Here is a 25,939-nt window from a genome sequence, read left to right on the forward strand (position 1 = left end):
TGCGCCGAGGATGACGACCGCCCGGCCCTACAAGGCCGGCAGGATCGCTCCCCGGCATTCGCCGAAGCCGATCGGGGCCGCGCCGTCGCGGGCGCAGCGGGCGGTGAGGACGACCTCGTCGCCGTCCTGCAGGAAACTCCGCTCCTCGCCGCTTTCGAGCCGGATCGGCTGATTTCCGCCGAGGCTCGCCTCGAGCAGGCTGCCCGTCGAGGTCCCATCAGGCCCCGAGATGGTGCCGGTGCCGAGGAAATCGCCGGGATTGAGGTTGCAGCCGCCGCTCGCATGATGCGCGACGATCTGCGCTGCGGTCCAATACATATGCCGCGCATCCGAGCGCGAGAGCCGCTGCGGGGCGAGGCCTTTCTCCTTCAGGCCGGGCGTGAGGAGGTGCACCTCGAGCGCGATGGCGAGCGCGCCGCCTGCCTGATCCGCCGTGTCGGCGAGATAGGGCAGCGGAGACGGATCACCCTCCGGCCGGGCGGGCTGCGGTCCGCGGAACGGGGCGAGCGCCTCGGGCGTCACGATCCAGGGCGAGACGGTCGAGGCGAAGCTCTTGGCGAGGAACGGGCCGAGGGGCTGGTACTCCCAGGCCTGGATGTCGCGGGCCGACCAGTCGTTGAGGAGGCTGTAGCCGGCGATGTGCTCATCCGCCTCGCCGATGGGGATGGGCGCGCCGAGATCGTTGCCGGGTCCGATCCAGATGCCGAGTTCGAGCTCGTAATCGAGGCGACGGCTCGCCGTGAAGACCGGCTCGGCGAAGTCCGGTCCCTTGATCTGGCCCCGGGGCCGCCGGATCGGCGTGCCGGACGGCACGATCGAGGAGGCGCGGCCGTGATAGCCGATCGGCACCCATTTGTAGTTCGGCAGGAGCGGGTTGTCGGGTCGGAACTGCCGCCCGACATTCGTCGCGTGATGGATGCCGACATAGAAGTCGGTGTAGTCGCCGATCCGCGCGGGCAGATGCAGCCGGCATGACTCGAGGTCGACGAGAAGCGGCTCGGCCTTGCCGCGCTCGGGCGCCCCCTCGCGCAGGATCTCCGACAGGCGCGCGCGCAGCGCACGGCGGGGGCCGGCGCCGAGCGCGAGGAAGCCGTTCAGCGCTCCGCCCGCCATCGCCTCGACGGCGCGGGCCTCGTCGCCCGTGAAGAGGCCGGCGGCGAGGGCGGCGTCGAGATCGAGCGCCTTCTCTCCGATCGCGACCGCGGCACGCCTCGCGCCGCCTCCGGCCGAAACGATCCCGAAGGGAAGGTTCTGGATGGGGAAGTCGGGATGCCCGTTCGCCGAGGCGACCCAACTCGCCAGCCTCGGATCGTGCGTCGCATCGAGTTGAGGGAGCATCGGGGCCTCTCCGGTCGCGCTTCGGATACGTGCCGAAGAGCGCGTCGCCCTGTTTACGGCGTCCGCCGGAGATGGGGGAGTCAGCCCTCGCGATGGACCGGCTGCGAGAGGAAGCGATACCCCTCAGGGCAGCTCCGCCTGGCGGATCAGGTGCGGCAGCTCGTCCACGAGGTCGTCGAGGGTCGGGGCTTCGGCGCGCAGGCCCGGAACGCTGCTCGTGCGGACGAACCAGACCTCGCCGTCAGGATCGTAGGCGGCGACCACGGCGTGGTCGCCGATGCGGATGATCTCTTCGCCGCGTTCGGCGCGGAGCGGGCTCTTGTGGCTCACGCGCCGTCCGGCTGCGGCGGGACGGGGACCGGGCGGCCGTCCTCGTCGATCGCGACGAAGGTGAAGGTCGCATCCGTCACCTTCTCGGTGATGTCGGTGCGGAAGCGCGTCGCCCAGGCCTCGATCGCGATCTTCATCGAGGTGCGCCCGACATGGATCACGCGCGTATAGACGGACAGCACGTCGCCGACCTTCATCGGCTGGATGAAGGTCATCGCGTCGACCGCGACCGTGACGACGCGGCCCTGGGCCCGCTCGACCCCGGCGATGCCGCCGGCCTGGTCCATGCGCGACATGACCCAGCCGCCGAAGATGTCGCCGTTGGCGTTGGTGTCGGCGGGCATCGCGATCGTGCGGATGGTGAGCTTGCCGCTCGGCTGGTCCGCGGTGGGCGTCCGGGCGTGCGGGCTCACGGCGCGTCGTCCTTGAAATAGACCTCGACCGGTCCCTTCAGCTTCAGCGTGATCGGATTGCCGTTCCGGTCCTTCGCCTTGCCCGCCGTGAGCCGGACCCAGCCTTCGGAAATGCAATATTCCTCGACATTGGTCTTCTCGGCGCCCTTGAAGCGCACGCCGACGCCGCGGCTTAGCAGGGTCTCGTCGAAATACGGGCTCGACGGGTCGACGGAGAGACGGTCGGGAGGGGTATCGGTCATCGCGATCTCGTTGCGGCGGTCCGTGCCGCAAGATCGTCATAGGAGATGGCTGGCGGCCCTTCCAGCCCCGATCAGGCGGCAGACATCAGCCGTATCGGGCGAATTCCAGCAGCGGCCACCAATCCTCTTTCAGCGTGGCGTAGCGGCTCCCCGGCCTGTCGAAGATGCCGAGGCCGGCCTCGACGACGTCGAGATAGGCCTGGGCGTCGCGGATCCGGGCGATGGGGCGATGGCCGGTCTTGGTCATGAACTCGGCGAGGCGGTCGGAGGATCGCGTCCCGGCCCGCATGCGATTGCCGACGAGGCCGACCGCCTTGCGGCCCTTCGAGACCGATCCGATGTCGTCGAGCTTGGCGAGGAACCGCAGCGTCGCGGCTTCGTCGATGATGGAGGGGACGACCGGCACGATGATGTGATCGGCCATGGCGACCACGTCCTCGATCTGCTTGGTCTTCAGCGCGGCTGGTGCATCGATGATGGTGAAGGCGACGTCGGCGGGCGGGCGGCCGAGTTCCTTCATCCACTCGGCTCCCTGGATGGGCGCGGCGTCGGCCGGGCGACGCCCCAGCCATTCCGTCGAGGAGCGTTGCCGGTCGAGATCCGCAAGCAGCACGGATTCGCCGGAACTCGCGAGGGCAGCCGCGAGGTTGGTGGAAATGGTGGTCTTGCCACTGCCGCCTTTGACGGTCGCAACCAGAATCGTTGTCATGGCGCTCTACTGGGCGTTCGATCATGACGCCCATGCGACAGAACGGTAGGCACAGAATACGCACGGGGCAATGGGCAGGGCTCAGCGGCCTGTGATCGGCCGATCGTGGGCCGCCGATGCGCCGGTGCGAAAGCCGAAGTGCCACCATTCGCGGGCATATCCCGCAAAGCCCCTCGCGGCGAAAGCAGCGGCGAGGCGGCGCCGATTGGCCTGCGCGAGGGCGCCGACATCCGGATGGCCGGCTCCGGATCGCGGATCGAAATGGTCGAAGGCCGTGCCGAAATCGACGGGAGAGCCGCCCGCCGTTTCGGCGCCGGCATCGACCGCGATGCCACGCGAATGGCTCGACGCGCTGGCGATGTAGCCCAGCGCGAAGAGGCGTGCCTTGTCGATCCGCGGATAATACTCGGCCTTCGTCGCCTGGTCGGCCGGGTCGCGCGCCCAGGCGACGAAGGCCGCCGTGGCGCGCTGCGGACGATAGCAATCGTAGACGACGAGCCGCCATCCGCTCGCCGCGAGGTCGCGCGCGACCAGGGCGAGCGCGAGAGCCGCCTCGCGCCGGAGCCAGCATTCGGGCGCGCCGTAGCCCGGCACGGGCCGCCCGGTGAAGTTGCTGCGGCCGGCATAGCGGATGTCCTGCCGGATCGCCGGCGCCACGTCCGACAGGCGCACGAAGCCCGGCGGAACTGCCGGATCGGCGGCGATGGTCGGGGCGGGCAGCGCGGCGATCAGCAGGGAGACGGCGAGGGCAGCGGGCCCCCGCCGGGATCGCTCGCGGCGGGGCAGGGCGCGCGCCGTCACGCCGGCTGGAGACCGAGGCGCTCGTCCCGGCGCCGCAGCCAGAGCAGGAACGGGATCGCGAGCAGCACCATCCACAGCTTTCCGATCACCTGGCCCGGCAGATAGCCGAGCGAGCCGAAGGCGAGCTGCAGGAAGACCGCCGAATCGACGATCAGCCCGACGACGCTCGACAGCATGACCGCGAGGACGAAGCGACGGCGCTGGAGCGGCGTATAGACGAAGAGGTCGGCGAGTTCCGCGAGAAGGAAAGCCGCCGTCGAGGCGATGACCAGGGCCGGCGGCGCGAGCAGCGCCGAGAGGGCGGCCCCGGCGACGATCGCAGCGAAGCTGGTCATGAAGCCGAGGCGGCGCTGGACGAGATCGCGCAGCACGAGCGCGAGCCCTGCCATCAGCACGCCGGACGGCGCCATCAGCGAAGGCGCGACCGGGATCAGGCAGGGCCCGTCCGGCACGCAGGTCGTGCCGACATGGCCGATCATCCAGTTCGCGAGCGGGATCGTCAGGATGAAGGCCGCCAGCGCGGCGAGCCCCTCTCTGACGGCACGGTTCGCATTCATCGCAGGGCTTTCGGACGAGAGGGCCCGGCCGTCAAGCGGCGGCGGCGCACCAGCGGCGCCAGCCGGCGGCGCGCAACTCGCAGGCCGGGCAGGTGCCGCAGCCGAAGCCCCATTCGTGACGATGCGTGCGATCGCCGAGATAGCAGCTATGCGTCTCCTCGACGACGAGGCGAAGCAGGTCGGGGCCGCCGATCTCCTCCGCCATGGCGAAGGTCGCGGCCTTGTCGCGCCACATCAGCGGCGTGTGCAGGACGAGCCGTGCCTCGAGGCCGAGATTGAGCGCGACCTGCATCGCCTTGATCGTGTCGTCCCGGCAATCGGGATAGCCGGAATAATCGGTCTCGCAGACCCCTAGCACGATATGCCGGCAGCCGCGCCGATAGGCGAGGGCGGCGGCGAAGGTCAGGAACAGAAGGTTGCGGCCAGGCACGAAGGTCGTCGGCAGGCCGGTCTCGGCCATGCCGATCTCGACATCGCGCGTCAGGGCCGTCTCGGAGATCTGCCCGAGCCCCTCGATCGGCACGAGATGGTCCGGCCCCAGCGCGCCGCCGAGCGCGAGTGCCGCAAGCCCGTCCCGCAGGCCGGGGCGCACGGCAAGCTCGACGCTGTGCCGCTGGCCGTAATCGAAGCCGATCGTCTCGACCTCGGCGAAGCGCCTCAGCGCCCAGGCGAGACAGGTCGTCGAATCCTGCCCGCCGGAGAACAGGACGAGCGCGCGGGTGTCGGAGAGGGTGATCATGCGGTCGCTTGCCGATGGCAGAGCCAAGTATTACTTTTGGCGAGAGGTAATACGAGGCTTCGATGGCTAGCCGGCTGACCCGGAAGGGTCAAGTGACCGTTCCCAAGGCTGTGCGCCGACATCTTGGGGTCCAGGCCGGCGATGGTGTGGACTTCGCGATCGTCGGCGGACGCGTCGAACTCCGCAAGCAGACCGATCCGGACGACCGGGATCGGCTCCTCGCCGCACTCGCGGATATCAGACGTCGGCGTCCCGTCGATCTGGGCATGTCGACGGACGAATACATGGCGCTGATCCGCGACGAGCAGTGACGTTCTTCGACACCAACGTCGTCCTCGACGTCCTCACGGACGATCCCGCATGGGCGGATTGGTCGACGCGCGCCATTGCCGGCGCAGAGAAGCCGCGCCGCGTCTCTCCGGTCGTCTTCGCGGAACTCGCCGCCAGTTTCGCCTCGCTTGCGGCGCTGGAGCGAGAGCTCGCCTGGATGGATATGGTGGTCGAAGGACCGTCGCCCCAGGCGTTGTTCGCGGCGGGGCAGGCTCATGCCGCCTATCGTCGGCGTGGCGGCCCGAGGGATCGGGTGCTCGCGGATTTCCTGATCGGCGCTCAGGCTGCCGAGCAGGGCGCCGCTCTCGTGACACGCGATGCGAAGCGCTACCGGACGGCCTTTCCCGACTTGATGCTCACGGCGCCATAGCGCTCAATCGAACAGGCTGGAGACGCTCGATTCCGTCGCCGTACGGCCGATCGCCTCGCCCATGAGGGGGGCGATGGTGATGACGCGGATGTTCTTGGCGACCTTCACGGCCTCGGTCGGCTTGATCGAGTCCGTGATCACGAGTTCCTTCAGCTTGGAATTCGAGATGCGCGAGACGGCGCCGCCCGACAGAACGCCGTGGGTGATGTAGGCGTAGACCTCCGTCGCGCCCTGGGCGAGGAGGGCCTCGGCGGCGTTGCAGAGCGTGCCGCCCGAATCCACGATGTCGTCGACGAGGATGCAGGAGAGGCCGGCGACGTCGCCGATGATGTTCATCACCTCCGACTCGCCCGCGCGCTCGCGGCGCTTGTCGACGATGGCCAGGGGGGCGTCGACCCGTTTCGCCAGGGCACGGGCGCGGACGACGCCGCCCACGTCGGGCGAGACGACGACCTTGGGCTTGTCCGACAGCCTCTCCTTCACGTCCCGCACCATGACGGGGGCGCCGAAGAGATTGTCGGTCGGGATGTCGAAGAAGCCCTGGATCTGGCCCGCATGGAGGTCGAGCGTCAGGACGCGGTCGACGCCGGAATGCGCGATGAGGTTCGCGACGAGCTTCGCCGAGATGGGCGTGCGCGCGGCCGATTTCCGATCCTGCCGGGCATAGCCGAAATAGGGGATGACCGCCGTGATGCGGCGCGCGGAGGCGCGGCGCAGGGCATCGGAGATGATCAGGAGTTCCATCAGATGGTCGTTCGTTGGGAACGACGTCGACTGGATGATGAAGGTGTCCTCGCCGCGCACGTTCTCGCCGATCTCGACGAAAATCTCCATGTCGGCGAACCGGCGGACCTGGGCGCGCGCCAGCGGAACCTTGAGATAATCCGAGATCGCTTCGGCGAGCGGCCGGTTGGAATTCCCCGCAACAAGCTTCATCGAGACCCACGCAACCGGCGAAAAGACGGCGGGCTCTTAGCAGCCGCAGCAAACCGTCACAACATGGACATGTTCCAATCCGGAGCAGTGCAGGCGACCCATGCGTCCAGCGCCCAGCTTTCGCCGGGACGGCGGCGGCCCTACATCAGCGCCATGAAACGCAACGCCTCCGGGGACGTGCCGCCCGAGATCCTGGACGACCGGGAGGATGAGCGGCGCGAGGACGAGACCGATCTCGTCGCCGAGCACGGCTCGGGGATCGAGCTCGACTTCCAGGCGACGCCCTCCTCGATTGAGGCCGGGACGGCGGTCATCCGGCGCTTCTGGGAGACGCTGCCGGCCTCGCCCGGCGTCTATCGGATGATCGATGCGAAGGGCGACGTCCTCTATGTCGGCAAGGCGCGTTCGCTGAAGGCGCGCGTCGGCTCCTATGTGCGCGGCCACGGCCACTCGAACCGCATCGCGCGCATGATCGCCGAGACGTGCCAGATGGTCTTCGTCACGACGGCGACGGAGACCGAGGCCCTGCTGCTCGAGGCGAACCTCATCAAGCAGCTCCGGCCGCGCTACAATGTGGTCATGCGGGACGACAAGTCGCTCCCGTACATCCTGCTGACGGCGGATTCCGAGGCGCCGCAGGTCGTCAAGCATCGTGGGGCGCGGAACCGGAAGGGCTCCTATTTCGGGCCCTTCGCGAGCGTCTGGGCCGTCAACCGCACCATCAATGCGCTCCAGCGCGCCTTCCTCCTGCGCTCCTGTTCGGACAGCTATTACGAGAATCGCACGCGGCCCTGCCTCCTGTTCCAGATCAAGCGCTGCTCCGGCCCCTGCACCGGGGAGATCTCGCTCGAGGATTACGCCGTGCTCGCCCGGGAGGCGGAAGCCTTCCTGACCGGGCGCTCCTCGGCCGTGAAGGAGCGCCTCGCCGCCGAGATGGCGCGGGCGTCGGACGAGCTCGAATTCGAGCGCGCGGCGCGCTACCGCGACCGCATCGCCGCGCTCTCGGCGGTGCAATCGACCCAGGGCGTCAACACGCAGAGCACCGAGGAGGCGGACGTCTTCGCCATCGACGAGCAGGCGGGGCAATTCTGCGTCGAGGTCTTCTTCTTCCGCAACCACCAGAACTGGGGCAACCGCTCCTATTTCCCGCGCGCCGACAAGTCGCTCGGCAAGGCGGAGGTCCTGGCCTCCTTCCTGGCCCAGTTCTACGACGACAAGCCGCCCCCGCGCGTGGTGCTGATGTCGGACGAGATCGAGGAGCGTGCCCTCCTCGCCGATGCGCTCGCCGTGAAGGCGGGGCGCAAGGTGGAGGTGGCCGCGCCGAAGCGGGGCGAGCGCCGCCTCCTGCTCGAAGCGGCCCTGCGCAATGCCCGCGAGGCGCTCGGCCGGAGGCTCGCCGAGACGAGTTCGCAGGCCCGCTTGATGGCGGGGCTCGGGCAGGCCTTCGGGCTGCCCGCACCGCCGCGCCGGATCGAGGTCTACGACAATTCGCACATCATGGGGCAGCAGGCCGTCGGCGCGATGATCGTCGCCGGCCCCACGGGTTTCATGAAGACGCATTATCGCACCTTCAACATGAAGTCCGAGGATCTCGCTCCCGGAGACGATTACGGCATGATGCGCGAAATGCTCCGCCGCCGCTTCGCGCGGCTGGTGAAGGAGGCGCCGCGATCACCCTCGCCTGGAGCGGGAGGGTCGCCGGCGGGGCCGGGTGAAGCCGGCCTTGCCGAGTCTCCTGTTCTTGCCGAGTCTCCTGCACTCGCCGAAGCGCAGACCGCGCATCACCTCACCCCGGACCTTCTGTCCGATCCTCTCCTTCCGGGGGAGGGTGGGGCGGAGGCGACCGAGCTTCCGGATCCCGACACCTTCCCCGCCTGGCCCGACCTCGTCCTGATCGACGGCGGGGCGGGACAACTCGAGGCGGCGCGCGCGGCCCTGGCGGAGGTCGGGGCCGAGGGCGTCGCGCTCGTCGGCGTTGCCAAGGGGCGCGACCGCGATGCGGGCCGGGAGACCTTCTTCATCCCCGGCCGGACTGCGATCCGCCTGCCGCCACGCGACCCCGCGCTCTATTTCGTGCAGCGCCTGCGCGACGAGGCGCATCGCTTCGCGATCGGCAGCCACCGCGCCAAGCGCAAGCGCGAATTGACGCGCAGCCCCCTCGACGAGATCCCCGGCATCGGACCCGCCCGCAAGCGCGCGCTCCTGCACCATTTCGGAACCGTCAAGGCGATCCAGCGTGCCGCCCTCGACGACCTGATGCGGACGCCGGGCGTGAACGCGGCGACGGCGCGAACGGTCTATGAGCACTTTCATGTCCGCTGATCAGGTTGACGCCGTCACGGGCCGCGTGCTCTCTCCTGCCATGCTTTCGGCTCCGACCTCGGGGAGGTCCCAGCTCTTCTCGCTCCCCAACATCCTCACCTATTGCCGGGTCGCGGCCGTGCCCGTCGTCGTGGCGCTGCTGTTCTGGCCCGACGATCATTGGTCGCGCTGGGCGGCCCTCGCGGTTTTCGTCGCCGCCGCCGTGACCGATTATTTCGACGGCTATTTCGCCCGTGCCTATGCGCAGCATTCGCAGCTCGGGCGGATGCTCGATCCGATCGCCGACAAGCTTCTCGTGGCGGCCTGCCTCCTCATGCTCGCCGCAGACGAGACCATCTCGGGGCTCTCGCTCTGGGCCGCGATCGTGATTCTGTGCCGCGAGGTGCTGGTGTCGGGCCTGCGCGAGTACCTCGCCGAACTGAAGGTCGGCGTGCCGGTGTCGCGCGTCGCCAAATGGAAGACGACGGCGCAACTCGTCGCGCTCGGCTTTCTCATCGCCGGGCCGGCCGGCGAGACGCTCCTTCCCGGCACGATCATGACCGGCATCGTCCTGCTTTGGACGGCCGCCGCGCTCACCATCTATACCGGCTGGGACTATCTGAAGATCGGCATCGCGACGATGGTCGATCAGGAGCGTCCCTGATGAAGCTCGTCTACTTCGCCTGGGTGCGCGAGCGAATCGGCCGGGCCGAGGAGGAGATCGACCCTCCGGCGGAGGTCGAGACCGTGGCCGATCTCGTCACCTGGCTGAGCGGACGCGGCGAGAACTACGCCCATGCCTTCGACAATCCGGGCGTCGTCCGCGCGGCGCTCGACCGGATGCACGCCAAGCCGGAAACCTCTGTCCGGGGCGCCCGCGAGGCGGCCTTCTTCCCCCCGATGACGGGCGGCTGAGGAGGCTCTCCCGTCCGTGACCTTCGTCGGCCGGTATTGATCTCGATCAATGCGCCGGCCGGCCGCGACGGGCAGGTTTCGTCCGCCGGGTTCGACCATCTTCGCGCCGGCCGGAGAGCTTGGCGGCGAGCGAGATCGCGGTCGACACGGAGAGTTGTTGAATGAGGGATGGGCCTCACGGTTCCGCGTCCGGAGCCGTCCCCGACGAATCCGCCTGGCATGCCACCGATATCGAGGCGGCCCTGTCGCGTCTCCGGAGCGAGGCGGAGGGGCTGACATCGGCAGACGCGGCGGATCGGCTGGCACGGTACGGCCGGAACAGCCTGCCGGAGCCGCCGCGGCCCAGCCCCCTCCTGCGCTTCCTGCGCCAGTTCCACAGCGCTCTGATCTACTTCCTTCTGGCTGCCGCGCTCGCTGCGGCGGTGCTCGGGCATGTCGTCGATGCGGCGGTGATCGTCGTCGTCGTGATCGCGAACGCCGCCATCGGCTTCGTCCAGGAGGGCAAGGCGGAGCAGGCGCTCGACGCGATCCGGCAGATGATCGCGCCGAAAGCCCCGGTCCTGCGCGATGGCCATCGGACCTCGGTCCCGGCCGATGAGATCGTGCCCGGCGACGTCGTCCTGCTCGAGCCGGGCGACAGGGTCCCGGCGGACCTGAGGCTCCTGCGGACGCGGAGCCTCCTGATCGACGAGGCGATCCTCACCGGCGAATCGGTGGCGGCCGAAAAGCGCGAGGAAGCCGTCGCGCCCGATGCGGCGCTGGGGGACCGCGCCTCCATGGCCTTCTCCGGCAGCCTCGTCGCGGCCGGGCAGGGGGCGGGGCTCGTCGTCGCCACCGGGCAGGACAGCGAACTCGGCCGGATCAGCCGGCTGATCGAGACCGCCCAGGTTCTCGAGACGCCGCTGCTGCGGCAGGTGGACGAGTTCGGGCGTCGCTTCACCTGGGTCGCGGTGCTCGGTGCGGTGGTGGTGTTCGCGCTCGCGACCCTGCTGCGCTCCTATCCCTGGGACGAGGCGCTGATCGTGGTGGTGGCGCTCGCCGTCGGCGTCGTCCCCGAGGGGCTGCCGGCCGTCATCACCATCACCCTCGCGATCGGCGTCAGGCGGATGGCGGCCCGCCACGCCATCATCCGGCGCCTGCCCGCCGTCGAGACGCTGGGCGCGACCTCGATCATCTGCTCCGACAAGACCGGCACGCTGACCCGGAACGAGATGACCGCCGGCCGGATCGTCACCGCGGAGAGGCAGCTTCGGGCCGAGGGCGTCGGCTATGCGCCGGAGGGCGAGTTGCGCGACCGGGACGGAACACCCTGGCGGCGCGGCGAAGGCAGGACCGATGCCGCCGGCACGCTCGCGACCTGCGGTCTCCTCTGCAACGACGCGGTGCTGCACGATCATTCCGGCGATTGGCGCGTCGAGGGCGATCCGATGGAGGGCGCCCTGCTGACGCTCGCCGCCAAGGCCGGCCTCGATGCCGCCCGCGAGCGGACGGCCTGGCCGCGCCTCGACGAAATCCCCTTCGATGCGGAATACCGCTTCATGGCGACGCTGCATCGCCACGGCGACGGCCTCGGCATGATCTTCGTCAAGGGCGCGCCCGAGCGCCTGCTCGCCATGTGCGAGGTACAGGAGGCCCCGGGCGGGGCGACCGGGCTCGACGCGGATTATTGGACCGCGGCGATCGCCGAGGCCGCGGCCGGCGGCGAGCGCGTCCTCGGCTTCGCCTGCAAGGCCGTCGATGCCTCGGTCGGGACGATCGACCGGGCGCACCTGTCCGACGGGCTCGTCTTCCTCGGCCTCGTCGGCTTCATCGATCCGCCGCGCGAGGAAGCCGTGGCCGCCGTGCGCGAATGCCGCTCGGCCGGGATCGGGGTGAAAATGATCACCGGCGATCACGGCGCCACCGCCGCAGCCATCGCCCGGCAGCTCGCGCTCGCGGACGAGCCGAAGGTCGTGACCGGCGCGGAGCTCGACGCCGTGTCCGACGCCGATCTGCCCGCTCTGGCGCTCTCGACGCAGGTGTTCGCGCGGGCCGCGCCCGAACATAAGCTGCGGATCGTGCGCGCCCTGCAATCGACCGGCGCCGTGGTCGCGATGACCGGCGACGGCGTCAACGACGCGCCCTCGCTGAAACAGGCCGATGTCGGCATCGCGATGGGCCGGAAGGGCACCGAAGCTGCCAAGCAGGCGGCGCAGATGGTGCTGACGGACGACAATTTCGCCACCATCGTCAGCGCGGTGCACGAGGGGCGGACCGTCTACGACAACATCCGCAAGGTGATCGCCTGGACCATCCCGACCAATGGCGGCGAGGCGCTGATGATCATCGCCGCCATTCTCTTCGGGCTGACCCTGCCGATGACGGCGGTGCAGATCCTCTGGCTCAATCTGGTCCTCACGGTGACGCTGGGGCTCGTCCTCGCCTTCGAGCCCTCGGAGCCGGATGCGATGAGGCGCAAGCCCCGCGCCCCGGACAGCTCGCTCCTGACGCCGTTCCTCGTCTGGCGCATCGTGTTCGTATCGGCGCTCTTCATGATCGGCGGTTTCGGCATCTTCTCCTGGGCGAAGGCGAAGGGGCTGTCCGACGAGACGGCGCGGACGATGGTCGTCAACGTGCTCGTCGTGATGGAGATCGTCTACCTGTTCAACGTCCGCTACCTGCACGGACGCTCCTTCACCTGGCGAGGCGCGCTCGGAACCCCGATGGTGCTGGCGGCCATCGTGGCGGTGGTGCTGGCGCAGCTCGCCTTCACCTACGCGCCCTGGATGCATGCGCTGTTCGACAGTCGTCCGGTCGCCCTTGCGGACGGGATCGTCATTCTCCTCGTCGGCGTCGCGGCCTTCGCGATCCTCGAGGCGGAGAAGGCGATCTTCCTGCGGACCGGGCTGATGGACAGGATGGGGGGCGCCTGAGGGGTTCTAACCGGGCTTCCCGCCTCTCGTCGCGTCCGCTTTCGTGATCAGCCGGGCGCTGCGCTGGCCGGTGAAATAGATCCAGAGCCAGCTCAGGATCACCTTCAGCCGGTGGCGCAGGCCGATCAGGAAGTAGATGTGCACGATGCCCCACAGCCACCAGGCGAACCAGCCGGTGAAGCTGAACCGGCGGAAATCCACGACGGCGGCGCGCTTGCCGATCGTCGCGAGGCTGCCGGAATCCTTGTAGCGGAACGGACCCGGGGCGGGCTGTCCCCTGAGCCGGGCCTCGATGACCTCGGCGACGTAGCGCCCCTCCTGCTTGGCAGCCGGGGCGATGCCGGGAACGGGCGTGCCGTCGGGCATCGCGAGGGTCGCGGTGTCGCCGATGACGAAGATGTTCGGACGGTCCGGGACCGTGAGGTCGGGCTGCACCTGAACGCGTCCGGCGCGATCGGCCGGAGCGTCGAGCCATTGTGCGGCCGGCGAGGCGGAGACGCCGGCCGCCCAGACGATGGTCCTCGCCGGGATGAAGCGGTCGCCGACCTGGACGCCGTCCGCCGTGCAGTTCGAGACGGGTTCGCCCAGCATCACCTCGACGGACCGGTTCACCAGGGCGGTCCGCGCATAGGTCGAGAGGTCCTCGCGGAAGCCGGACAGGATGCGCGGGCCGGCCTCGATGAGGATCACGCGGGCCTTGCGCGTGTCGAAGTCGCGGAAATCGGGCCGGAGCGTCTCGTGCGCGAGCTCGGCGATCATCCCGGCGACCTCGACGCCGGTGGGGCCGCCGCCGATGACCGCGAAGGTGAGAAGCGCCTCGCGCTCCGCTTCGTCTGCCGTTCGCTCCGCCTTTTCGAAGGCGGTGAGGATCTTGCCCCGTATGCCGGTGGCATCGTCGAGCGTCTTCAGTCCGGGCGCGTAGGCCTCCCATTCGTCATGCCCGAAATAGGCGTGCCCCGCTCCGGTGGCGAGGATCAGCGTGTCGAAGGGAATCGCGTCTCCATCGGCCAGCAGGACCGCGTTCCGCTCGCGGTCCACCCCGACGACGTCGCCGAGCAGCGTCGTGACGTTGCCGTAGTCGCGGAGCAGCGACCGGATGGGCCAGGCGATCTCCGACGGCGCCAGGGACGCGGTCGCGGCCTGGTAGAGCAGCGGCTGGAAGAGGTGGTGGTTGCTCCGGTCGATCGCCGTGATGCGAAGGCCGCCATTGGCATCCGCGCGTCCGAGGCGATGCGTCACCTCGAGGCCGCCGAAGCCGATTCCGACCACGACGACGTGATGCGAGGGATCGCGTCCTGAACGACGGCTCATTCATGTCTCCGAACTGTGGCGCCCGGAGAAGAAACGCTCCCGGGCCGGAAGGTGCCGCACCGGCTAGAGGGGTTGCGGTGCCGGCTTCCGCCCGAGGTTCTCGCTGCGGAGTTCGGACAGCGCCTGCCGCAGGCCGTGCAACTGGTCCGTCAGGTGAAGGATCACGTCGACGCCCTCATGATTGACGCCGAAATCGCGGATCAGCTCCTGGATGAGGCGCGCCCTCGCGACATCGCGGTCGGAGAAGGCGGCTCCCTCGCCCGACGGTTCCGGGATGATCCAGCGCTGTTCGAGCCAGATTTCGAGCGTCTGCCCCTCGAGGCCCGAACATGCCAGGAAGTCCTGCCTGCTCATGATCATGGCGTGTCGCCCTCGCGCGGGTTGTAGTCTCCGGCCTTGCTCCAAGTGCTCACGAAGGCCTCGAGTTCCGGATCCGGAGGCTTCGGCAGAACGACCTTGAGCCTCACGTACTCATCGCCGAAGCCGCCGTCCCGGCGCGGCGCGCCCTTGCCGCGCAGGCGCAGGACCGTGCCGGTATTCGACCCTTTCGGGACGGCCATCGAGACCTCGCCGGTCGGCGTCGGCACGACGATGCGGGCGCCGAGCACGGCCTCCGCAAGGGAGATCGGCAGCTCGAGCGAGATGTCGTCCCCCTCCCGGGCGAAGCGCGGATCGGGCAGGACCTCGATCTCGATGAGCGCGTCTCCGGGGGCGCCCGCTCCCATGCCGGGCATGCCCTTGCCCTTGAGGCGCAGGGTCTGGCCGTCGACGAGGCCGGGTGGGATCTTCACGTCGAGCGTGCCGCCCTCCGGCAGCGTGATCCGCCGGGTCGCTCCCGAGATCGAATCGACGAAATCGACCGCGAGCCGGTAATGCAGGTCCTCGCCCCGCCGGTTCGCGCGGGCGCGCTGGTTCCGCCGCAGGAGTTCGGCGAAGGCGTCGTCCCCATCCATGAAATCGGCGAAGCCGGCGCTGCTGCTGTAGCCGTGGCCGTCGCCGGTCGTCGCGTAATCCCGGTAGAAGGGCTGCTGCGGACGCTCCGCGCCGGAGGCGTCGATCTCGCCGTCGTCGAAGCGCTTGCGCTTGTCGGCATCCCCGAGGAGGTCGTAGGCCGAGGCCACCTCCTTGAACTTGTCCTCGGCCGTCTTGTCTCCGGGGTTCAGGTCCGGGTGCAGCTTCTTGGCGAGGGCCCGATAGGCCTTCTGGATCTCGGCGGCGGATGCCGTCGTGGCGACGCCGAGCACGTCATAGGGATTTCTCACGGCCTGTTTCCGCCTCGCCTTGATCGACGGCAAGCACCCCCCGGGAAGACGCCATCGCCCGGGCGGCGGACATGCCTGATCGAGGAGGACATCAGAGCCTCATGGCGGGCGCGCCGCAAGAGGGCGCCCGCCTGCCGGCGTCGTTCGGAAGAACGGAGCCGGGGCCGAGGCCAACGGTCGTCCGCCGGCTACTTCGTCGGCCAGACCGGCTTGGCCAGGGCGTCCTGCGGCGGATAGACGGTGATCGCCTTCCCGCCCTGCCATTGAACGATGTAGATGCCGGCATCGGTGCGGCGTCCCTTGTCGTCGAACTTGATACGCGTGCCTGGGAAGAAGCGTGCCGGGCCGTCCGTGAGATCGAGGCCGCGCAATGCCTCCGCGACGGCTTCCCGGTCGGCTTTCCCGGACCGTTCCAGCGCCTCCTTCATGATCCACATCTCGCCGTAGGCGCTCATCGCGCTCTGGGTCATCCAGAGCTCGCCCGATTTCTGGACGTATTCGGCGGCGAGTTCCTGCGTCCCCTTCGTGTTCCAGTTCGCGACCACCGACATCAGGCCTTCGAGAAGCTCGGTCGGCACGTTCTGCACCATGTCGGGCTCCGCGATCGCAGTGCCGCTCGAGATGGTCGGGATACGGCCGCGGCCGATGCCGAACTCGTTCATCTTCTCGAGCAGCAGCTTGCAATCGGAGATGACCGTCGGCAGCAGGAGGACGAGATCGGGCCGCGCCGAGCGGATCCGCTGGACGAGGGGCGTCGCATCGGCGAGCGGCGGCGTGAAGGTTTCATCGACGACGAGGTTGAGATTGAGCTGCTTGAGGAAGGTCTCCTTGATCGGCTTGATGAAGGAGACGGAGGCGGCCGTGTTGTCCATCACGATGGCGACGGTCTTTGGCTTCTTGCCCGTGGTCTGCTCGGCCAGCTTGATGAGTTCGGGCAGCGAATCCTGCGCCTGCTGGATCGCCGTCGGCGAGGTCTGGAAGACGTAGCGGAAGCCGCGATCCGTCAGCAGGTCGGAATAGGCGACCGTGAGGACCGGGATCTTGGCCCGTTCCGTCACTTCGGTGGCGGCGAGCGTGAAAGAGCTGAGATAGGCGGCGCTCATCGCGACGATGTCGCCTTCCTGAGCCACCATGCGCTGCGCGGCGTTCTTGGCCTTCTCGGTCGAATCGCCTGCATCGTGAACGATCAGCTTGAGCTTGGCCCCACCGATCGCCTTCACGCCGCCTGCGTCGTTGATGTGCTCGATGGCGAGCTTGGCGCCCTTCAGCATGACTTCGCCGCCGCGCGACCACGGGCCGGACAGAGGGACCAGGAGGCCGACCTTGATCTCGGAGGGTTGGGCCTGCGTGGTCCGCGGCAGCAGGCCTGCAAGCCCGGTGGCAGAAATGAGCGCGGTCGCGCGCCTTCTGGACAACGTCATGATTTCCTCCCGGCGCGTCTGTCGGACGCCGCTGCCATGTGACTATCCAATGGATTATAGCCTGACAATCTGCTGGTCTGACAATATAATCGGCCAAGTCTCCGGCCGTTGTCGGGGCGTTCGAAAAATCGGGTCGGGAGGTTCAGGGTGGAGCAGGCGGAAGAGGGCGACCATTTCGACTACGTGGTGGTCGGCTCCGGAGCGGCGGGTTCCATCGTGGCGGCTCGTCTGGCGGAGGCCGGGGGCTGCACGGTCTGCGTTCTCGAAGCGGGTCCGATGGACCACACCCCCTTCGTCCACATCCCGGCGGGCTTCATCAAGACGCTCTTCAATCCGGCCTATACGTGGCAGTTCAAGACGGCCCCGGCCGCCTATACGGCGGGTCGGCAGGTGAACGTGACGCAGGGGCGCGTCCTTGGCGGCTCCGGCTCCGTCAACGGCATGATCTACAATCGCGGTCAGCCGGCCGATTTCGACGAATGGGCCCAGCGCGGCAATCGCGGCTGGGGCTATGCGGACCTGTTGCCGTATTTCCGCAAGTCCGAGCGGCGCGTCGGCTTCGGCAGCGAGGAGACGCGGGGCCGGGACGGGGCCGTCCCGGTGACGGATATGGATTGGATCCACCCGGTCTCCGAGGCCTTTATCGCGGGTGCCGAGGCACTCGGGATCCCGCGCAATCCCGACTACAACAGCGGCGATCAGGCGGGGGTCGGATATTACCAGCGCGCCATCCATCGCGGCTGGCGGCTGAGTTCGGGCCGCGCCTACCTGATGCCGGCGGTCCGCCGGGGGCGCGTCGACCTGCGCACGAATGCCCGCGCCTGCGGGATCGTGCTGGCGGATGGGCGGGCGACAGGGGTCCGGTACCTCACGGCGCGCGGCGGGACGCCGCGACTGGTCCATGCGCGGCGGGAGGTCATCGTGTCTGCGGGGACCGCCAATACGGCCCGTCTCCTGCAATTGTCCGGGATCGGGCCGGAGGATGTGCTGAGACCGCTCGGCATCGAGATCCGGCACGGCCTGCCCGGAGTCGGACAGAACCTGCGCGACCATTACTCGATCCGGGCGGTCGCGCGGGCGAAGGCCGGCACCGTCACGCTGAACGAACTCGCCCGCGGCCCCCGCCTGCTCGGTCAGATCGCTCGCTGGGCCCTCGGCCGGCCGAGCATCCTGGCGACCGTCCCGTCCCATGTCTACGGGTTCTGGATGTCCCGGCCGGGGCTCGAACAGCCCGACCTCCAGATCATGTTCTCCCCCGGTAGCTACAAGCAGGGCCGGAATTACGTCTTCGACGACTATCCCGGCATGACGGTCGGGGTCTCCCAGCACCGCCCGCACAGCTCGGGCTGGGTCAGGGCGGTCTCGAGCGATCTCTGGGTCGATCCGGAGATCCAGCCCAACTATCTCAAGGATACCTACGACCAGGACACGCTTCTCGGCGGGCTCAAGCTCGTCCGGAGGCTGCTCGCGGCGCCCGAGCTGTCGCCCTTCGTCGAAGCCGAGACCCTGCCCGGGCGGGACGTGACGAGCGACGAGGATCTCCTGGCTTTCGCGCGCGAGAACGGCGCCTCCGGCTTCCACCTGATCGGCACCGCGCGGATGGGGCCATCGTCGGACCCGACGAGCGTCGTCGACGATCGCCTGCGCGTCCACGGTCTCCGCGGCCTGCGCGTGATCGACGCCTCCATCATGCCGAACATGCCCTCGGCCAATACGTATGCCTCATCGCTCATGATCGGCGAGAAGGGCGCCGACCTCGTCAAGGAAGACGCGAGGGCCGCCTGACGATCGGCCGGCGTCTCGTCAATCGATCGTCAGGAGGACGGGCTGGTGATCGGACAGGCGCGTCTCGGTATCGTACGCGATTGCGGCGACGCGGCGCGCGAGATCGCCCGTCACGAGGACATGGTCGGCGCAATGGGGCTCGCCGTAGCGCCGGTCGGCGATGCAGAACGAGGGCGGGTGCGGGACGTCGCCGTGGCGAAGGACCCAGGCGTCGCGGAAGGCGGGAGTCCCATCGGGGAAGGGGGCGAGGAGCCGCATCCGGGTCGGATCGTCGGGCCGCATGTTGAAATCGCCGGTGAGGATGGCCGAGCCGGAGGCGGGCGTCGGCGCATAGGGTCCCGCCCCGGTCTCGCGCAGCGTCACGGCCCGGCTCGCGCCATCCTCATGCGCCGCTCGGATCGCATCCACCGCCAGCGCGCGCAGATCGCCCGAGAAATATTCGAGATGGGTCGTCATCACCCGAACGGGGCCGAACGGCGCCTCGATCATGGTTTCGATCAGCGTCCGGGGCATGTTGAGGCCGGGTGTTCCCGGCCAGGGGAGGGCGTGGCGGATGACCTGCCTGACGGGAAGCCGGGAGAGGATGAGGTTGCCGAAGCGGCGACGGCGCCCGTCTTCGTCGTAGGTTTCGACCCCCGCACCGATCACCGGCCGGTGATCCGGCAGCAAGGCGGCGAGTTCTGCGAACTGGTCCGCGCCGCCCTGGCCTTCGAGGTCGGGCATGTTGTCGGCGACCTCCTGCAGGCAGAGGATGTCGGGATCGCCGAGATCGCGGGCATGGCGGACGATCCGCGCCAGATCGACCCTGCCGTCGAGGCCGAGGCCCCACTGGATGTTCCAGGTGAGGAGCTTCATGCCGGCCGCCTCAGCGGATGCCCGCCCGGATGAAGCTCTGCACGAATTGGCGCTGGAACAGCAGGAAGGCGACGAGCAGCGGCGCGGAGGTCATCAGCGTCGCCGCGCAGATGATCGACCAGTCGACGCCCTGGTCGCCGGAGGAGAAGATCTGCAGCCCGACCGTCAGGGGCCGCGCCTCGACGGAATTCGTCACGATCAGCGGCCACAGGAAGTTGTTCCAGTGGAACGAGACCGAGACGAGGCCGTAGGCGATGTAGATTGGTTTCGCGAGCGGGACGTAGACGCGAAGCAGGATCTGCACGGCGGACGCGCCCTCGACCCGCGCCGCGTCGTCGAGCTCGCGCGGGATGGTGCGGAAGGTCTGGCGCAGGAGGAAGATGCCGAAGGCCGAGGCGATATAGGGGAGGGCGATGCCGGGGATCGTGTCGATCAGCCCGAGCCGGCTCATCGTGCGGTAGTTCTCCACCAGCAGCACGTCCGGCATGATCATGAGCTGCGCGAGGACCAGTGCGAAGGCGATCTCGCGTCCGACGAAGGCGAAGCGCGCGAAGGCATAGGCGGCGAGCGTGCAAAGGACCAACTGACCCGCGAGGATCATCGTCACCAGCACGAAGGTGTTCAGGAAATAGCGCGCGAAGGGCGCAGCCTCCCAGGCCCGGCGGAAGTTCTCGAGCGTCCAGGGCGCCGCGAGCGAGAACCGCGTCGTGTCCTCGATCGCGTGGAAGGCCGCCCAGACGCAGAAGAGCAGCGGCAGGATCCAGAGGATCGCCAGCAGGATCGCGCCGACAGATTGCAGCGCGGCGGAGAAACCGGCCGGCTCGTAGGGGTTCGAGGGGCCTGCCGCCTGGCTCCTTCTCCCCTTGCGGGAGAAGGTGGCATCGCGGAGCGGATGAGGGGGCGACGCCGTCCCGCTCATCGGTAATGCACCCGCCGCTCGAGCACGCCGTACTGGATGGCGGCTGCGAGGCCGAGGATGGCGAGGAGCACGACCGTCAGCGCGGCCGCGTACGACGTGTCCCAGAAGGAGAAGCCCGTCTGGTAGATGTAGTAGAGGACGAGCGTCGTCGCGTTGTCCGGCCCGCCCCGCGTCATGACGAAGATCTGGTCGATCATCCGGAAGGCGTTGATGACGGCGTTGATCAGCACGAACAGGGTCGTCGGCATGAGCAGCGGGAACTGGACGCGCCGGAAGAACGTCCAGCGGGAGGCGCCCTCGAGATTGGCCGCCTCGGCGAGCACCGGCGGGATCGCCTGGAGCGCCGCGAGGTAGAAGATCATGAAGAAGCCGGCTTCCTTCCAGATCGCGACGATCGTGACGGCCGCCAGCGCCGTGTCGGGCGAGCCGAGCCAGTTATGCGAGGGCAGGCCGAAGGCTCCCGTCACCTGCTCCAGCAGCCCGTATTGGGGGGTGAAGAAGAACAGCCAGATATTGGCGACCGCGATCATCGGCAGCACGGTCGGCGTGAAATAGGCCACGCGCGCGAAGGTGCGGCCCGGGATGCGGTCGTTGATCCACAGCGCCATCAGCATGGCGATCCCGATCGAGAGCGGGATCGTGCCGGCCGCATAGATCAGGTTGTTGCCGAGCGCGCGCCAGAAGACCGGATCGGCGAGGATCTGCTCGTAATTGTCGAGGCCGACGAAGCGCGACGGACGGCGCGGTCGCGCGGTCGAGGTGAAGCTCTCGATCAGGCTCGCGAGGGCCGGCCAATGCGTGAAGGCGACGAGCAGGATCATCGCCGGGGCGAGAAGGCCCCAGCCGATCAGCGTCTCGCGGTAGCGGGTCGTCATGAGGCGGCAGGGATGTCCGTATGGCTGACGTCACGGCCTTTGAAGAGGATCGGGACGTTGTGCTGGCGTGCGCAGGCGTAGGAGAGGCAATCGGCGAGGTTCAGGCGGGCCGGCGAGCCGCGTCCTTTGCCATAACGCCTGAAAGCTGCGACCGCGAGCCGTCCTGTCTCGTCATCGATCGGCACGACGGAAATCCCGGTTTCGAGGAAGAACTCGTCGAGTTCCGGCTCGACGTCCGCTGGATCCATCCTGAGCTTCGTCGCCAGGACCATGCAGGCTTCGAGGCGCACCAGCGGCGATGTCAGGCGCGTCTGCGCGGCTTCAAGCTTCGCCGAGAGGTCGTCGGCGTCAGTCTCGCGAGACAGGATGGCGACGATGGCCGACGTGTCGACGAACATTCAAAAGCGCGTCCACATCTCGTCGCGCTCGTCCTCCGAGATATCCCGACCGCCGGGTTTCGCCTTGGCTTGAAGACGCTCTGCGATCCGCGCGAGCCGCTCCGCCAGCGGGATGGCTTCCCGCTCCCGCCGCAACTCGCTCTCCAGCGCGCCGACGACCGCTTCCTCGAGACCCGTCTGGCGGAGGGTCGCGAGCTGCCGCGCGAGGTCGTGGGCGCGCGGGTCACGGATGTTCAGAGGCTTACCCATCGGGTGGCTCCGTCTTGACGCGACGCTAGCCGCGTCAAGACGGACGCGTCAACGGGACTGATACCTCAGCGATAGGCCTTCAGGATGCGCTCGGCCTCGGCCTGGGCATCCGCCAGCGCCTTCTCCGGCGCCTTCGTGCCGTTGACGGCCGCCTGGATGTTGTCCTCGAGGGCCTTCGTCACGCGCTGGTTCTCGTGCGTCGAGAGTTCGGCGAGCGCGAATTCGAGCTGGTCGCGTGCGACGGCAGCCGGCGGGAAGGTCTTCAGGTGCTCCTTCATGACCGGCGTCTCGTAGGCCCCAGGGCTCACGGCGACGTAGCCCGTGTCGATGCTCCACTTGGCCGCGCGTTCGGGCTGGGTGATCCAGCGGACGAACTTGACCGCCGCTTCCTGCTGGGCCGGGGTCGCCTTCTTCGACAGGTAGAAATTGCCGCCGCCCGTCGGCGAGCCGCGCCGCTTGTTGGCGGGGAGCATGGCGACGCCGAAGGGGAATTTGGCGTTGTTGCGGACGTTGGTCAGGTTGCCCGTCGTCGTCCACATCATGGCGGTCTTCCGCTCGAAGAAGTCGCGCGGCGTCGTCCCCCAGTCGATCGTGCCCGGCGCCATCACCTTGTGCTTGCGCGCGAGGTCGACGAGGTAGGTCAGGGCTTCGAGCGTCGCGGGCGCGTCGAAGGCGGTCTTGTTGCCCTCCTGGTTGGCGAGGACCGAGCCGGACTGGATCGCGAGCGATTGCAGCAGCCAATAGGCGAAGCCGGTCGTCGGGATCTGCGTGCCCCATTGCTGGGTGTTGCCGCCGTCGCGCTTGGTCAGCTTCTCGGCGAAGGCGACGTGCTCGGCCCAGTTCGCGGGCGCCTTGTCGGGATCGAGGCCGGCCTCCTTGAAGGCCTCCTTGTTCCAGTAGAGCACGATCGTCGAACGCTGGAACGGGATGCCCCAGGTCTTTCCCTCGGACTGGCTGTTCAGCATGAAGGCCGGGTAGAAGCCCTGCAGCCAGGCCTTGTCCTCGGCGCTCTTCAGGAAGCCGTCGAAGGGAGTGACGGCCTCCTCGTCGATCATCGTGAACATGTCGGTCGACAGCAGCACGGAGAGCGTCGGCGGGATGCCGCTCTTATGGGCGGTGAGAACCTTGACGATCGTCTCCTGGTAGGTGCCGGCATAGGTCGGCGTCACCTTGATCGAGGGGTTCTCCTTCCCGAATTCGGCGGCATAGGCGTCGATCAGCTTCGTGATCGGTCCTCCCACGGCCACGGGGAAGAAGAACGAGACGTCCGTCGTGCCCTGGGCGATGGCTGGCGATGCGACGCCGGCCCCCAGAGCTGCGGCTGTCCCGACGATGAATTCGCGCCTGTCCATGGTCCCTCTCTCGATCCGAGCGTTTGCGCTTTCTCAGGTCTTCTTATCGGTTCCGTGACGGTTGGGCGATCCGAACCGTCACTTTCGTCTCGCACGGCGTCACAGGCGCCGTCCGCCCTCCTGCTCGAACCAGTGGGCAGCCTCGGGTGACCAGGCGAGGCCGAGCCTCTCCCCGGGTTTCGCGTCACGGCGTCCGGCCACCCGCACGACGACGGGATCCTGCCCGATCCGGGTCTCGATCAGCGTGTCGGCGCCGAGATACTCGGCCGCGATGACCTCCGCCGGGACGCCCTCCGCGTCGATCCGCACGGCTTCGGCCCGGATGCCGCAGGCGAGGCCGTCCGCCTCGCCCGGCAGGCGGATCCACGAGACGTCAGCGAGGCTGCCGGCGGCGATCACGTTCATCGGCGGGCTGCCGATGAACCGCGCCGCGAAGGATGTCGCGGGGGTCTCGTAGAGCTCGGCCGGCGTGCCGTTCTGCTCGATCTGGCCGCTCCGCATGAGGATGATGCGGTCGGCCATCGTCATCGCTTCCGACTGGTCGTGCGTGACGTAGACCATGGTCATGCCGAGCCGCTGCTGCAGCGCCCGGATCTCGCGCCGCATCTCGAGGCGGAGCTGGGCGTCGAGGTTCGAGAGCGGCTCGTCCATCAGGCAGACGCCCGCTTCCGCGACGATCGCGCGGGCGAGGGCGACGCGCTGCTGCTGGCCGCCCGAGAGCTGCGAGGGCTTGCGGTCAAGCAGGGCTCCGAGGCCGAGCATGTCGGCCGCCCGCGCGAGGCGCGCCTCGCGGTCGGCGGTGCCGACCTTGCGGACGCGCAGGCCGAAGATGATGTTCTCGGCGACGCTCAGATGCGGGAACAGGGCGTAGCTCTGGAACACCATCGCGATGCCCCGCTTCGAGGGCGCCAGGTCGGTGACGTCGCGTCCGCCGATGAGGATGCGGCCGGCGCTCGGATGGTCGAGCCCCGCGATCAGTCGGAGCGTCGTCGACTTTCCGCAGCCGGACGGACCGAGCAGAGCGACGAACTCGCCGGCACCGACCGCGAAATCGATGCCGTGGAGGGCGACGGCCTCGTCCCACTCCTTCTTGACGTCGACGAGCCGGATGTCGGTCAACGATACCCCCCTCGGGTGCCGGAATCCGGCCCTTGGGCCGGTCTTCTGGCACATCCGGCGGGCCAGCCAAAGACCGCGATCTCGAAGAGCTCTCGCTGAGCCGGACAGCGCGTCGTCCTCGCCGCCTGCGCACGGCTACGGTAGGTTCGCCTCGATCGGAGGGGAGATCGGCTTGTATCGGATGGTGTTGGGTGTGCTGCTGAGCGTCGTCGCGGCGGGGCTGCTCTATGTCGGAGGGGCGAAGATCGTCGAACAGGAAAGGCGCGCCGCGACGATGAAGCGTGCCACCGGCACGAGCCTCGGCACCAGCGCGCCCGGTCATGGCCGCAACCGTGACCGGTGGGCGGTGGTGGAGTTCCGGACGGAGGACGGGGGCATCGTCAAGACGCGCTATCCGGTCATGGGCGACTTCCTGGTGCCGGACGACGGCACGCCGACCGAGGTCCTCTACGATCCCCGGGAGCCCGGCGCGGTCCTGCCCGCCTCCCTGGTCCGGCGGCTCTTCGCCCCGGTCCTGGGTGTCTTGACGACGGCCGTCGGCCTTGTGCTCGGCCTTGCCCTCGCCGTCTCCTGCTGGCGTTCGGTCCGCCGCGCGACGACGCCTCGGAGCCCCGTGACGGCGCGACCGGCTAAATCCCCGCGTCGCGGCGCAGGGTGATCGCGTAGGTGAAGCTGTCGGCGAGGTGCCAGTTGATCGAGGTCAGCATCGGTCCGCCGCCGATGTCGAGATAGCGCCGGATGACGCGAATGCCGGCGGTCCCCTGCGGGACGCCGAGAGCGTCCGCCGCCGCCGCCGGCAGCGTGCCGCCCGTGATCACCTGGCGGGCCTCGATGACGAGTTCCCCGGTCCGCTCTTCGATGGTCGCATAGACCGGGCCGGTCTGATCGCGGATGTCGTGCAGGGCCGGCGCGAAGCGCAGGTGCACGAACACGATCGAATAGCTGACATCCTCGCGCGTCGCCGTCGTGCGGCGGACGCCCGTGATCTTCAGCCAGCGGGAATCCGGAGCCGCCGGAATGTCGTCCCCGCCGGTTTGCGGCGACACCTCCACGATCGAAACGTCGCCGATCTCGAGGCGCGTGTCGCGCGTGTACTGGAAGATTTCCGACAGCGTGTGCAGGCTGTGCACGTAGTCCGAGGGCTCAGCGCGCGCGATGACGCGGGTTCCGGCGCCCTGCCGACGCTCGACGAGGCCCAGATCGCCGAGGATGCGCAACGCCTCGCGCACGGTGTGCCGGCTGACCCCGAACCGCTCGCACAGCTTCGCCTCGGTCGGCAGCCACGAGTCGACCGGGAACTGGCCGAGCGCGATCTCGGTGCGGATCGTATTGGCGATGCGGCTGTAGAGGAGGGCGTCGGACCCTGTCCGCTCCCCTGAGCCGCCGCGCTCGGGAGATGCCTTGCCCACGAAGGTTATCCTGTCCTGCTCGGATCGGGGCTTAGCGGCGCCGAACCCGCCGGTCAACGAAGCGTCGGCGGGCTCTTCCCTGTTGCGGCGG

At 68.7% G+C, this 25,939-nt stretch carries 29 protein-coding genes; 8 read left to right on the forward strand and 21 right to left on the reverse strand.

All coding sequences use genetic code 11. The features are described from left to right. Positions 1-27 precede the first annotated feature (27 nt). The 8 genes from fahA to queC all read right to left on the reverse strand — a co-directional run bounded on the left by fahA (position 28) and on the right by queC (position 5,129). Positions 28-1,338 carry a fumarylacetoacetase gene (gene fahA / locus EV668_RS04395; protein WP_133768609.1) on the reverse strand — a complete coding sequence of 437 codons (1,311 nt, stop codon included), beginning with the start codon at positions 1,336-1,338 and terminating at the stop codon, positions 28-30. A gap of 123 nt (positions 1,339-1,461) precedes the next feature. Further along, a complete protein-coding gene (locus tag EV668_RS24665; protein ID WP_166652335.1) occupies positions 1,462-1,668 on the reverse strand; it encodes a DUF1902 domain-containing protein in 207 nt (68 codons plus the stop codon). Beyond that, entirely contained in the window at positions 1,665-2,012 is a 348-nt protein-coding gene (locus tag EV668_RS04405; protein ID WP_133769974.1) for an acyl-CoA thioesterase, read from the reverse strand. Before EV668_RS04405 ends, EV668_RS24665 begins: the two co-directional genes overlap by 4 nt. Positions 2,013-2,077: 65 nt before the next feature. After that, positions 2,078-2,323, reverse strand: coding sequence for a DUF3297 family protein (locus EV668_RS04410; RefSeq protein WP_133768611.1), 246 nt, complete (start codon positions 2,321-2,323; stop codon positions 2,078-2,080). An 85-nt stretch (positions 2,324-2,408) separates the two neighbouring features. After that, on the reverse strand, positions 2,409-3,032 hold the full coding sequence (locus tag EV668_RS04415) for a ParA family protein (RefSeq protein WP_133768612.1): 624 nt from the start codon (positions 3,030-3,032) through the stop codon (positions 2,409-2,411). A gap of 81 nt (positions 3,033-3,113) precedes the next feature. After that, positions 3,114-3,833, reverse strand: a complete 720-nt coding sequence (locus EV668_RS04420; protein ID WP_245512839.1) for a M15 family metallopeptidase — start codon at positions 3,831-3,833, stop codon at positions 3,114-3,116. Further along, a complete protein-coding gene (locus EV668_RS04425; RefSeq protein WP_133768613.1) occupies positions 3,830-4,390 on the reverse strand; it encodes a VUT family protein in 561 nt (186 codons plus the stop codon). Before EV668_RS04425 ends, EV668_RS04420 begins: the two co-directional genes overlap by 4 nt. A 31-nt stretch (positions 4,391-4,421) precedes the next feature. Continuing rightward, positions 4,422-5,129, reverse strand: a complete 708-nt coding sequence (queC, locus tag EV668_RS04430) for a 7-cyano-7-deazaguanine synthase QueC (RefSeq protein WP_133768614.1) — start codon at positions 5,127-5,129, stop codon at positions 4,422-4,424. A gap of 62 nt (positions 5,130-5,191) precedes the next feature. On the opposite strand from queC, the gene EV668_RS04435 reads away from it, so the two are divergent. Then, on the forward strand, positions 5,192-5,440 hold the full coding sequence (locus EV668_RS04435) for an AbrB/MazE/SpoVT family DNA-binding domain-containing protein (RefSeq protein WP_133768615.1): 249 nt from the start codon (positions 5,192-5,194) through the stop codon (positions 5,438-5,440). Next, complete coding sequence (locus EV668_RS04440; RefSeq protein WP_166652337.1) at positions 5,437-5,829, forward strand: type II toxin-antitoxin system VapC family toxin; 393 nt, start codon at positions 5,437-5,439, stop codon at positions 5,827-5,829. The genes EV668_RS04435 and EV668_RS04440 overlap by 4 nt, the downstream gene beginning before the upstream one ends. A 3-nt stretch (positions 5,830-5,832) precedes the next feature. Here the strand turns inward: EV668_RS04440 and EV668_RS04445 are convergent, their stop codons facing one another. Beyond that, a complete protein-coding gene (locus tag EV668_RS04445; RefSeq protein ID WP_133768617.1) occupies positions 5,833-6,765 on the reverse strand; it encodes a ribose-phosphate pyrophosphokinase in 933 nt (310 codons plus the stop codon). A 153-nt stretch (positions 6,766-6,918) separates the two neighbouring features. Between EV668_RS04445 and uvrC the strand changes: the two genes are divergently transcribed. The 4 genes from uvrC (at position 6,919) to EV668_RS04465 (ending at position 12,893) form a co-directional block, all read left to right on the forward strand. Further along, positions 6,919-9,087, forward strand: coding sequence for an excinuclease ABC subunit UvrC (uvrC, locus tag EV668_RS04450; RefSeq protein ID WP_133769976.1), 2,169 nt, complete (start codon positions 6,919-6,921; stop codon positions 9,085-9,087). 40 nt (positions 9,088-9,127) lie between these two features. Next, positions 9,128-9,730 carry a CDP-diacylglycerol--glycerol-3-phosphate 3-phosphatidyltransferase gene (pgsA, locus tag EV668_RS04455; protein ID WP_133769977.1) on the forward strand — a complete coding sequence of 201 codons (603 nt, stop codon included), beginning with the start codon at positions 9,128-9,130 and terminating at the stop codon, positions 9,728-9,730. Beyond that, positions 9,730-9,981 (forward strand): molybdopterin converting factor subunit 1, encoded by a 252-nt coding sequence (gene moaD, locus EV668_RS04460; RefSeq protein WP_133768618.1) that lies wholly within the window; start codon positions 9,730-9,732, stop codon positions 9,979-9,981. Before pgsA ends, moaD begins: the two co-directional genes overlap by 1 nt. Before the next feature lie 161 nt (positions 9,982-10,142). Continuing rightward, positions 10,143-12,893 (forward strand): HAD-IC family P-type ATPase, encoded by a 2,751-nt coding sequence (locus EV668_RS04465; RefSeq protein ID WP_133768619.1) that lies wholly within the window; start codon positions 10,143-10,145, stop codon positions 12,891-12,893. A gap of 6 nt (positions 12,894-12,899) precedes the next feature. Here the strand turns inward: EV668_RS04465 and EV668_RS04470 are convergent, their stop codons facing one another. The 4 genes from EV668_RS04470 to EV668_RS04485 form a co-directional block, all read right to left on the reverse strand. Continuing rightward, positions 12,900-14,204, reverse strand: coding sequence for an NAD(P)/FAD-dependent oxidoreductase (locus EV668_RS04470; RefSeq protein ID WP_133768620.1), 1,305 nt, complete (start codon positions 14,202-14,204; stop codon positions 12,900-12,902). 63 nt (positions 14,205-14,267) lie between these two features. Beyond that, positions 14,268-14,564 (reverse strand): chaperone modulator CbpM, encoded by a 297-nt coding sequence (locus tag EV668_RS04475; protein ID WP_342636818.1) that lies wholly within the window; start codon positions 14,562-14,564, stop codon positions 14,268-14,270. Next, a complete protein-coding gene (locus EV668_RS04480) occupies positions 14,561-15,466 on the reverse strand; it encodes a DnaJ C-terminal domain-containing protein (RefSeq protein ID WP_133768621.1) in 906 nt (301 codons plus the stop codon). The genes EV668_RS04475 and EV668_RS04480 overlap by 4 nt, the downstream gene beginning before the upstream one ends. Positions 15,467-15,654: 188 nt before the next feature. Further along, the gene (locus EV668_RS04485; RefSeq protein ID WP_133768622.1) at positions 15,655-16,887 is read right to left on the reverse strand and encodes an ABC transporter substrate-binding protein; all 1,233 of its coding nucleotides are present in this window, start codon (positions 16,885-16,887) and stop codon (positions 15,655-15,657) included. A 147-nt stretch (positions 16,888-17,034) separates the two neighbouring features. On the opposite strand from EV668_RS04485, the gene EV668_RS04490 reads away from it, so the two are divergent. After that, positions 17,035-18,672: a GMC family oxidoreductase gene (locus EV668_RS04490; protein WP_133768623.1), complete on the forward strand. Its 1,638-nt coding sequence runs from the start codon at positions 17,035-17,037 to the stop codon at positions 18,670-18,672. Between the two features lie 18 nt (positions 18,673-18,690). On the opposite strand, the gene EV668_RS04495 is transcribed toward EV668_RS04490, so the two are convergent. The 7 genes from EV668_RS04495 to EV668_RS04525 form a co-directional block, all read right to left on the reverse strand. Beyond that, complete coding sequence (locus EV668_RS04495) at positions 18,691-19,527, reverse strand: endonuclease/exonuclease/phosphatase family protein (protein ID WP_133768624.1); 837 nt, start codon at positions 19,525-19,527, stop codon at positions 18,691-18,693. 10 nt (positions 19,528-19,537) lie between these two features. Further along, positions 19,538-20,446 (reverse strand): carbohydrate ABC transporter permease, encoded by a 909-nt coding sequence (locus EV668_RS04500; RefSeq protein ID WP_133768625.1) that lies wholly within the window; start codon positions 20,444-20,446, stop codon positions 19,538-19,540. Next, entirely contained in the window at positions 20,443-21,321 is an 879-nt protein-coding gene (locus tag EV668_RS04505; RefSeq protein WP_133768626.1) for a carbohydrate ABC transporter permease, read from the reverse strand. Before EV668_RS04505 ends, EV668_RS04500 begins: the two co-directional genes overlap by 4 nt. After that, the gene (locus tag EV668_RS04510; protein ID WP_133768627.1) at positions 21,318-21,719 is read right to left on the reverse strand and encodes a type II toxin-antitoxin system VapC family toxin; all 402 of its coding nucleotides are present in this window, start codon (positions 21,717-21,719) and stop codon (positions 21,318-21,320) included. Before EV668_RS04510 ends, EV668_RS04505 begins: the two co-directional genes overlap by 4 nt. Beyond that, positions 21,720-21,968: a type II toxin-antitoxin system VapB family antitoxin gene (locus tag EV668_RS04515; RefSeq protein WP_133768628.1), complete on the reverse strand. Its 249-nt coding sequence runs from the start codon at positions 21,966-21,968 to the stop codon at positions 21,720-21,722. 65 nt (positions 21,969-22,033) lie between these two features. After that, on the reverse strand, positions 22,034-23,320 hold the full coding sequence (locus EV668_RS04520) for an ABC transporter substrate-binding protein (RefSeq protein ID WP_133768629.1): 1,287 nt from the start codon (positions 23,318-23,320) through the stop codon (positions 22,034-22,036). 99 nt (positions 23,321-23,419) lie between these two features. Next, entirely contained in the window at positions 23,420-24,439 is a 1,020-nt protein-coding gene (locus EV668_RS04525; protein ID WP_133768630.1) for an ABC transporter ATP-binding protein, read from the reverse strand. Positions 24,440-24,611: 172 nt separating this feature from the next. Here EV668_RS04525 and EV668_RS04530 point away from each other — a divergent pair, with 172 nt between their 5' ends. Then, positions 24,612-25,097, forward strand: coding sequence for a DUF3592 domain-containing protein (locus EV668_RS04530; protein WP_166652338.1), 486 nt, complete (start codon positions 24,612-24,614; stop codon positions 25,095-25,097). On the opposite strand, the gene EV668_RS04535 is transcribed toward EV668_RS04530, so the two are convergent. After that, the gene (locus EV668_RS04535) at positions 25,069-25,848 is read right to left on the reverse strand and encodes a GntR family transcriptional regulator (RefSeq protein ID WP_166652339.1); all 780 of its coding nucleotides are present in this window, start codon (positions 25,846-25,848) and stop codon (positions 25,069-25,071) included. The genes EV668_RS04530 and EV668_RS04535 overlap by 29 nt on opposite strands. Between the last annotated feature and the right edge of the window lie 91 nt (positions 25,849-25,939).

The organism is Enterovirga rhinocerotis (assembly GCF_004363955.1).
GTDB classification, from domain to species: domain Bacteria; phylum Pseudomonadota; class Alphaproteobacteria; order Rhizobiales; family Beijerinckiaceae; genus Enterovirga; species Enterovirga rhinocerotis.

Bases quoted from the DNA above. Each gene is read 5' to 3' on its own strand.
- fahA (WP_133768609.1), bottom strand. From the start codon at position 1,338: ATGCTCCCTCAACTCGATGCGACGCACGATCCGAGGCTGGCGAGTTGG.
- EV668_RS04405 (WP_133769974.1), bottom strand. From the start codon at position 2,012: ATGCCCGCCGACACCAACGCCAACGGCGACATCTTCGGCGGCTGGGTC.
- EV668_RS04410 (WP_133768611.1), bottom strand. From the start codon at position 2,323: ATGACCGATACCCCTCCCGACCGTCTCTCCGTCGACCCGTCGAGCCCG.
- EV668_RS04415 (WP_133768612.1), bottom strand. From the start codon at position 3,032: ATGACAACGATTCTGGTTGCGACCGTCAAAGGCGGCAGTGGCAAGACC.
- EV668_RS04425 (WP_133768613.1), bottom strand. From the start codon at position 4,390: ATGAATGCGAACCGTGCCGTCAGAGAGGGGCTCGCCGCGCTGGCGGCC.
- queC (WP_133768614.1), bottom strand. From the start codon at position 5,129: ATGATCACCCTCTCCGACACCCGCGCGCTCGTCCTGTTCTCCGGCGGG.
- EV668_RS04435 (WP_133768615.1), top strand. From the start codon at position 5,192: ATGGCTAGCCGGCTGACCCGGAAGGGTCAAGTGACCGTTCCCAAGGCT.
- EV668_RS04445 (WP_133768617.1), bottom strand. From the start codon at position 6,765: ATGAAGCTTGTTGCGGGGAATTCCAACCGGCCGCTCGCCGAAGCGATC.
- uvrC (WP_133769976.1), top strand. From the start codon at position 6,919: ATGAAACGCAACGCCTCCGGGGACGTGCCGCCCGAGATCCTGGACGAC.
- pgsA (WP_133769977.1), top strand. From the start codon at position 9,128: ATGCTTTCGGCTCCGACCTCGGGGAGGTCCCAGCTCTTCTCGCTCCCC.
- moaD (WP_133768618.1), top strand. From the start codon at position 9,730: ATGAAGCTCGTCTACTTCGCCTGGGTGCGCGAGCGAATCGGCCGGGCC.
- EV668_RS04465 (WP_133768619.1), top strand. From the start codon at position 10,143: ATGAGGGATGGGCCTCACGGTTCCGCGTCCGGAGCCGTCCCCGACGAA.
- EV668_RS04470 (WP_133768620.1), bottom strand. From the start codon at position 14,204: ATGAGCCGTCGTTCAGGACGCGATCCCTCGCATCACGTCGTCGTGGTC.
- EV668_RS04475 (WP_342636818.1), bottom strand. From the start codon at position 14,564: ATGATCATGAGCAGGCAGGACTTCCTGGCATGTTCGGGCCTCGAGGGG.
- EV668_RS04485 (WP_133768622.1), bottom strand. From the start codon at position 16,887: ATGACGTTGTCCAGAAGGCGCGCGACCGCGCTCATTTCTGCCACCGGG.
- EV668_RS04495 (WP_133768624.1), bottom strand. From the start codon at position 19,527: ATGAAGCTCCTCACCTGGAACATCCAGTGGGGCCTCGGCCTCGACGGC.
- EV668_RS04500 (WP_133768625.1), bottom strand. From the start codon at position 20,446: ATGAGCGGGACGGCGTCGCCCCCTCATCCGCTCCGCGATGCCACCTTC.
- EV668_RS04505 (WP_133768626.1), bottom strand. From the start codon at position 21,321: ATGACGACCCGCTACCGCGAGACGCTGATCGGCTGGGGCCTTCTCGCC.
- EV668_RS04510 (WP_133768627.1), bottom strand. From the start codon at position 21,719: ATGTTCGTCGACACGTCGGCCATCGTCGCCATCCTGTCTCGCGAGACT.
- EV668_RS04515 (WP_133768628.1), bottom strand. From the start codon at position 21,968: ATGGGTAAGCCTCTGAACATCCGTGACCCGCGCGCCCACGACCTCGCG.
- EV668_RS04520 (WP_133768629.1), bottom strand. From the start codon at position 23,320: ATGGACAGGCGCGAATTCATCGTCGGGACAGCCGCAGCTCTGGGGGCC.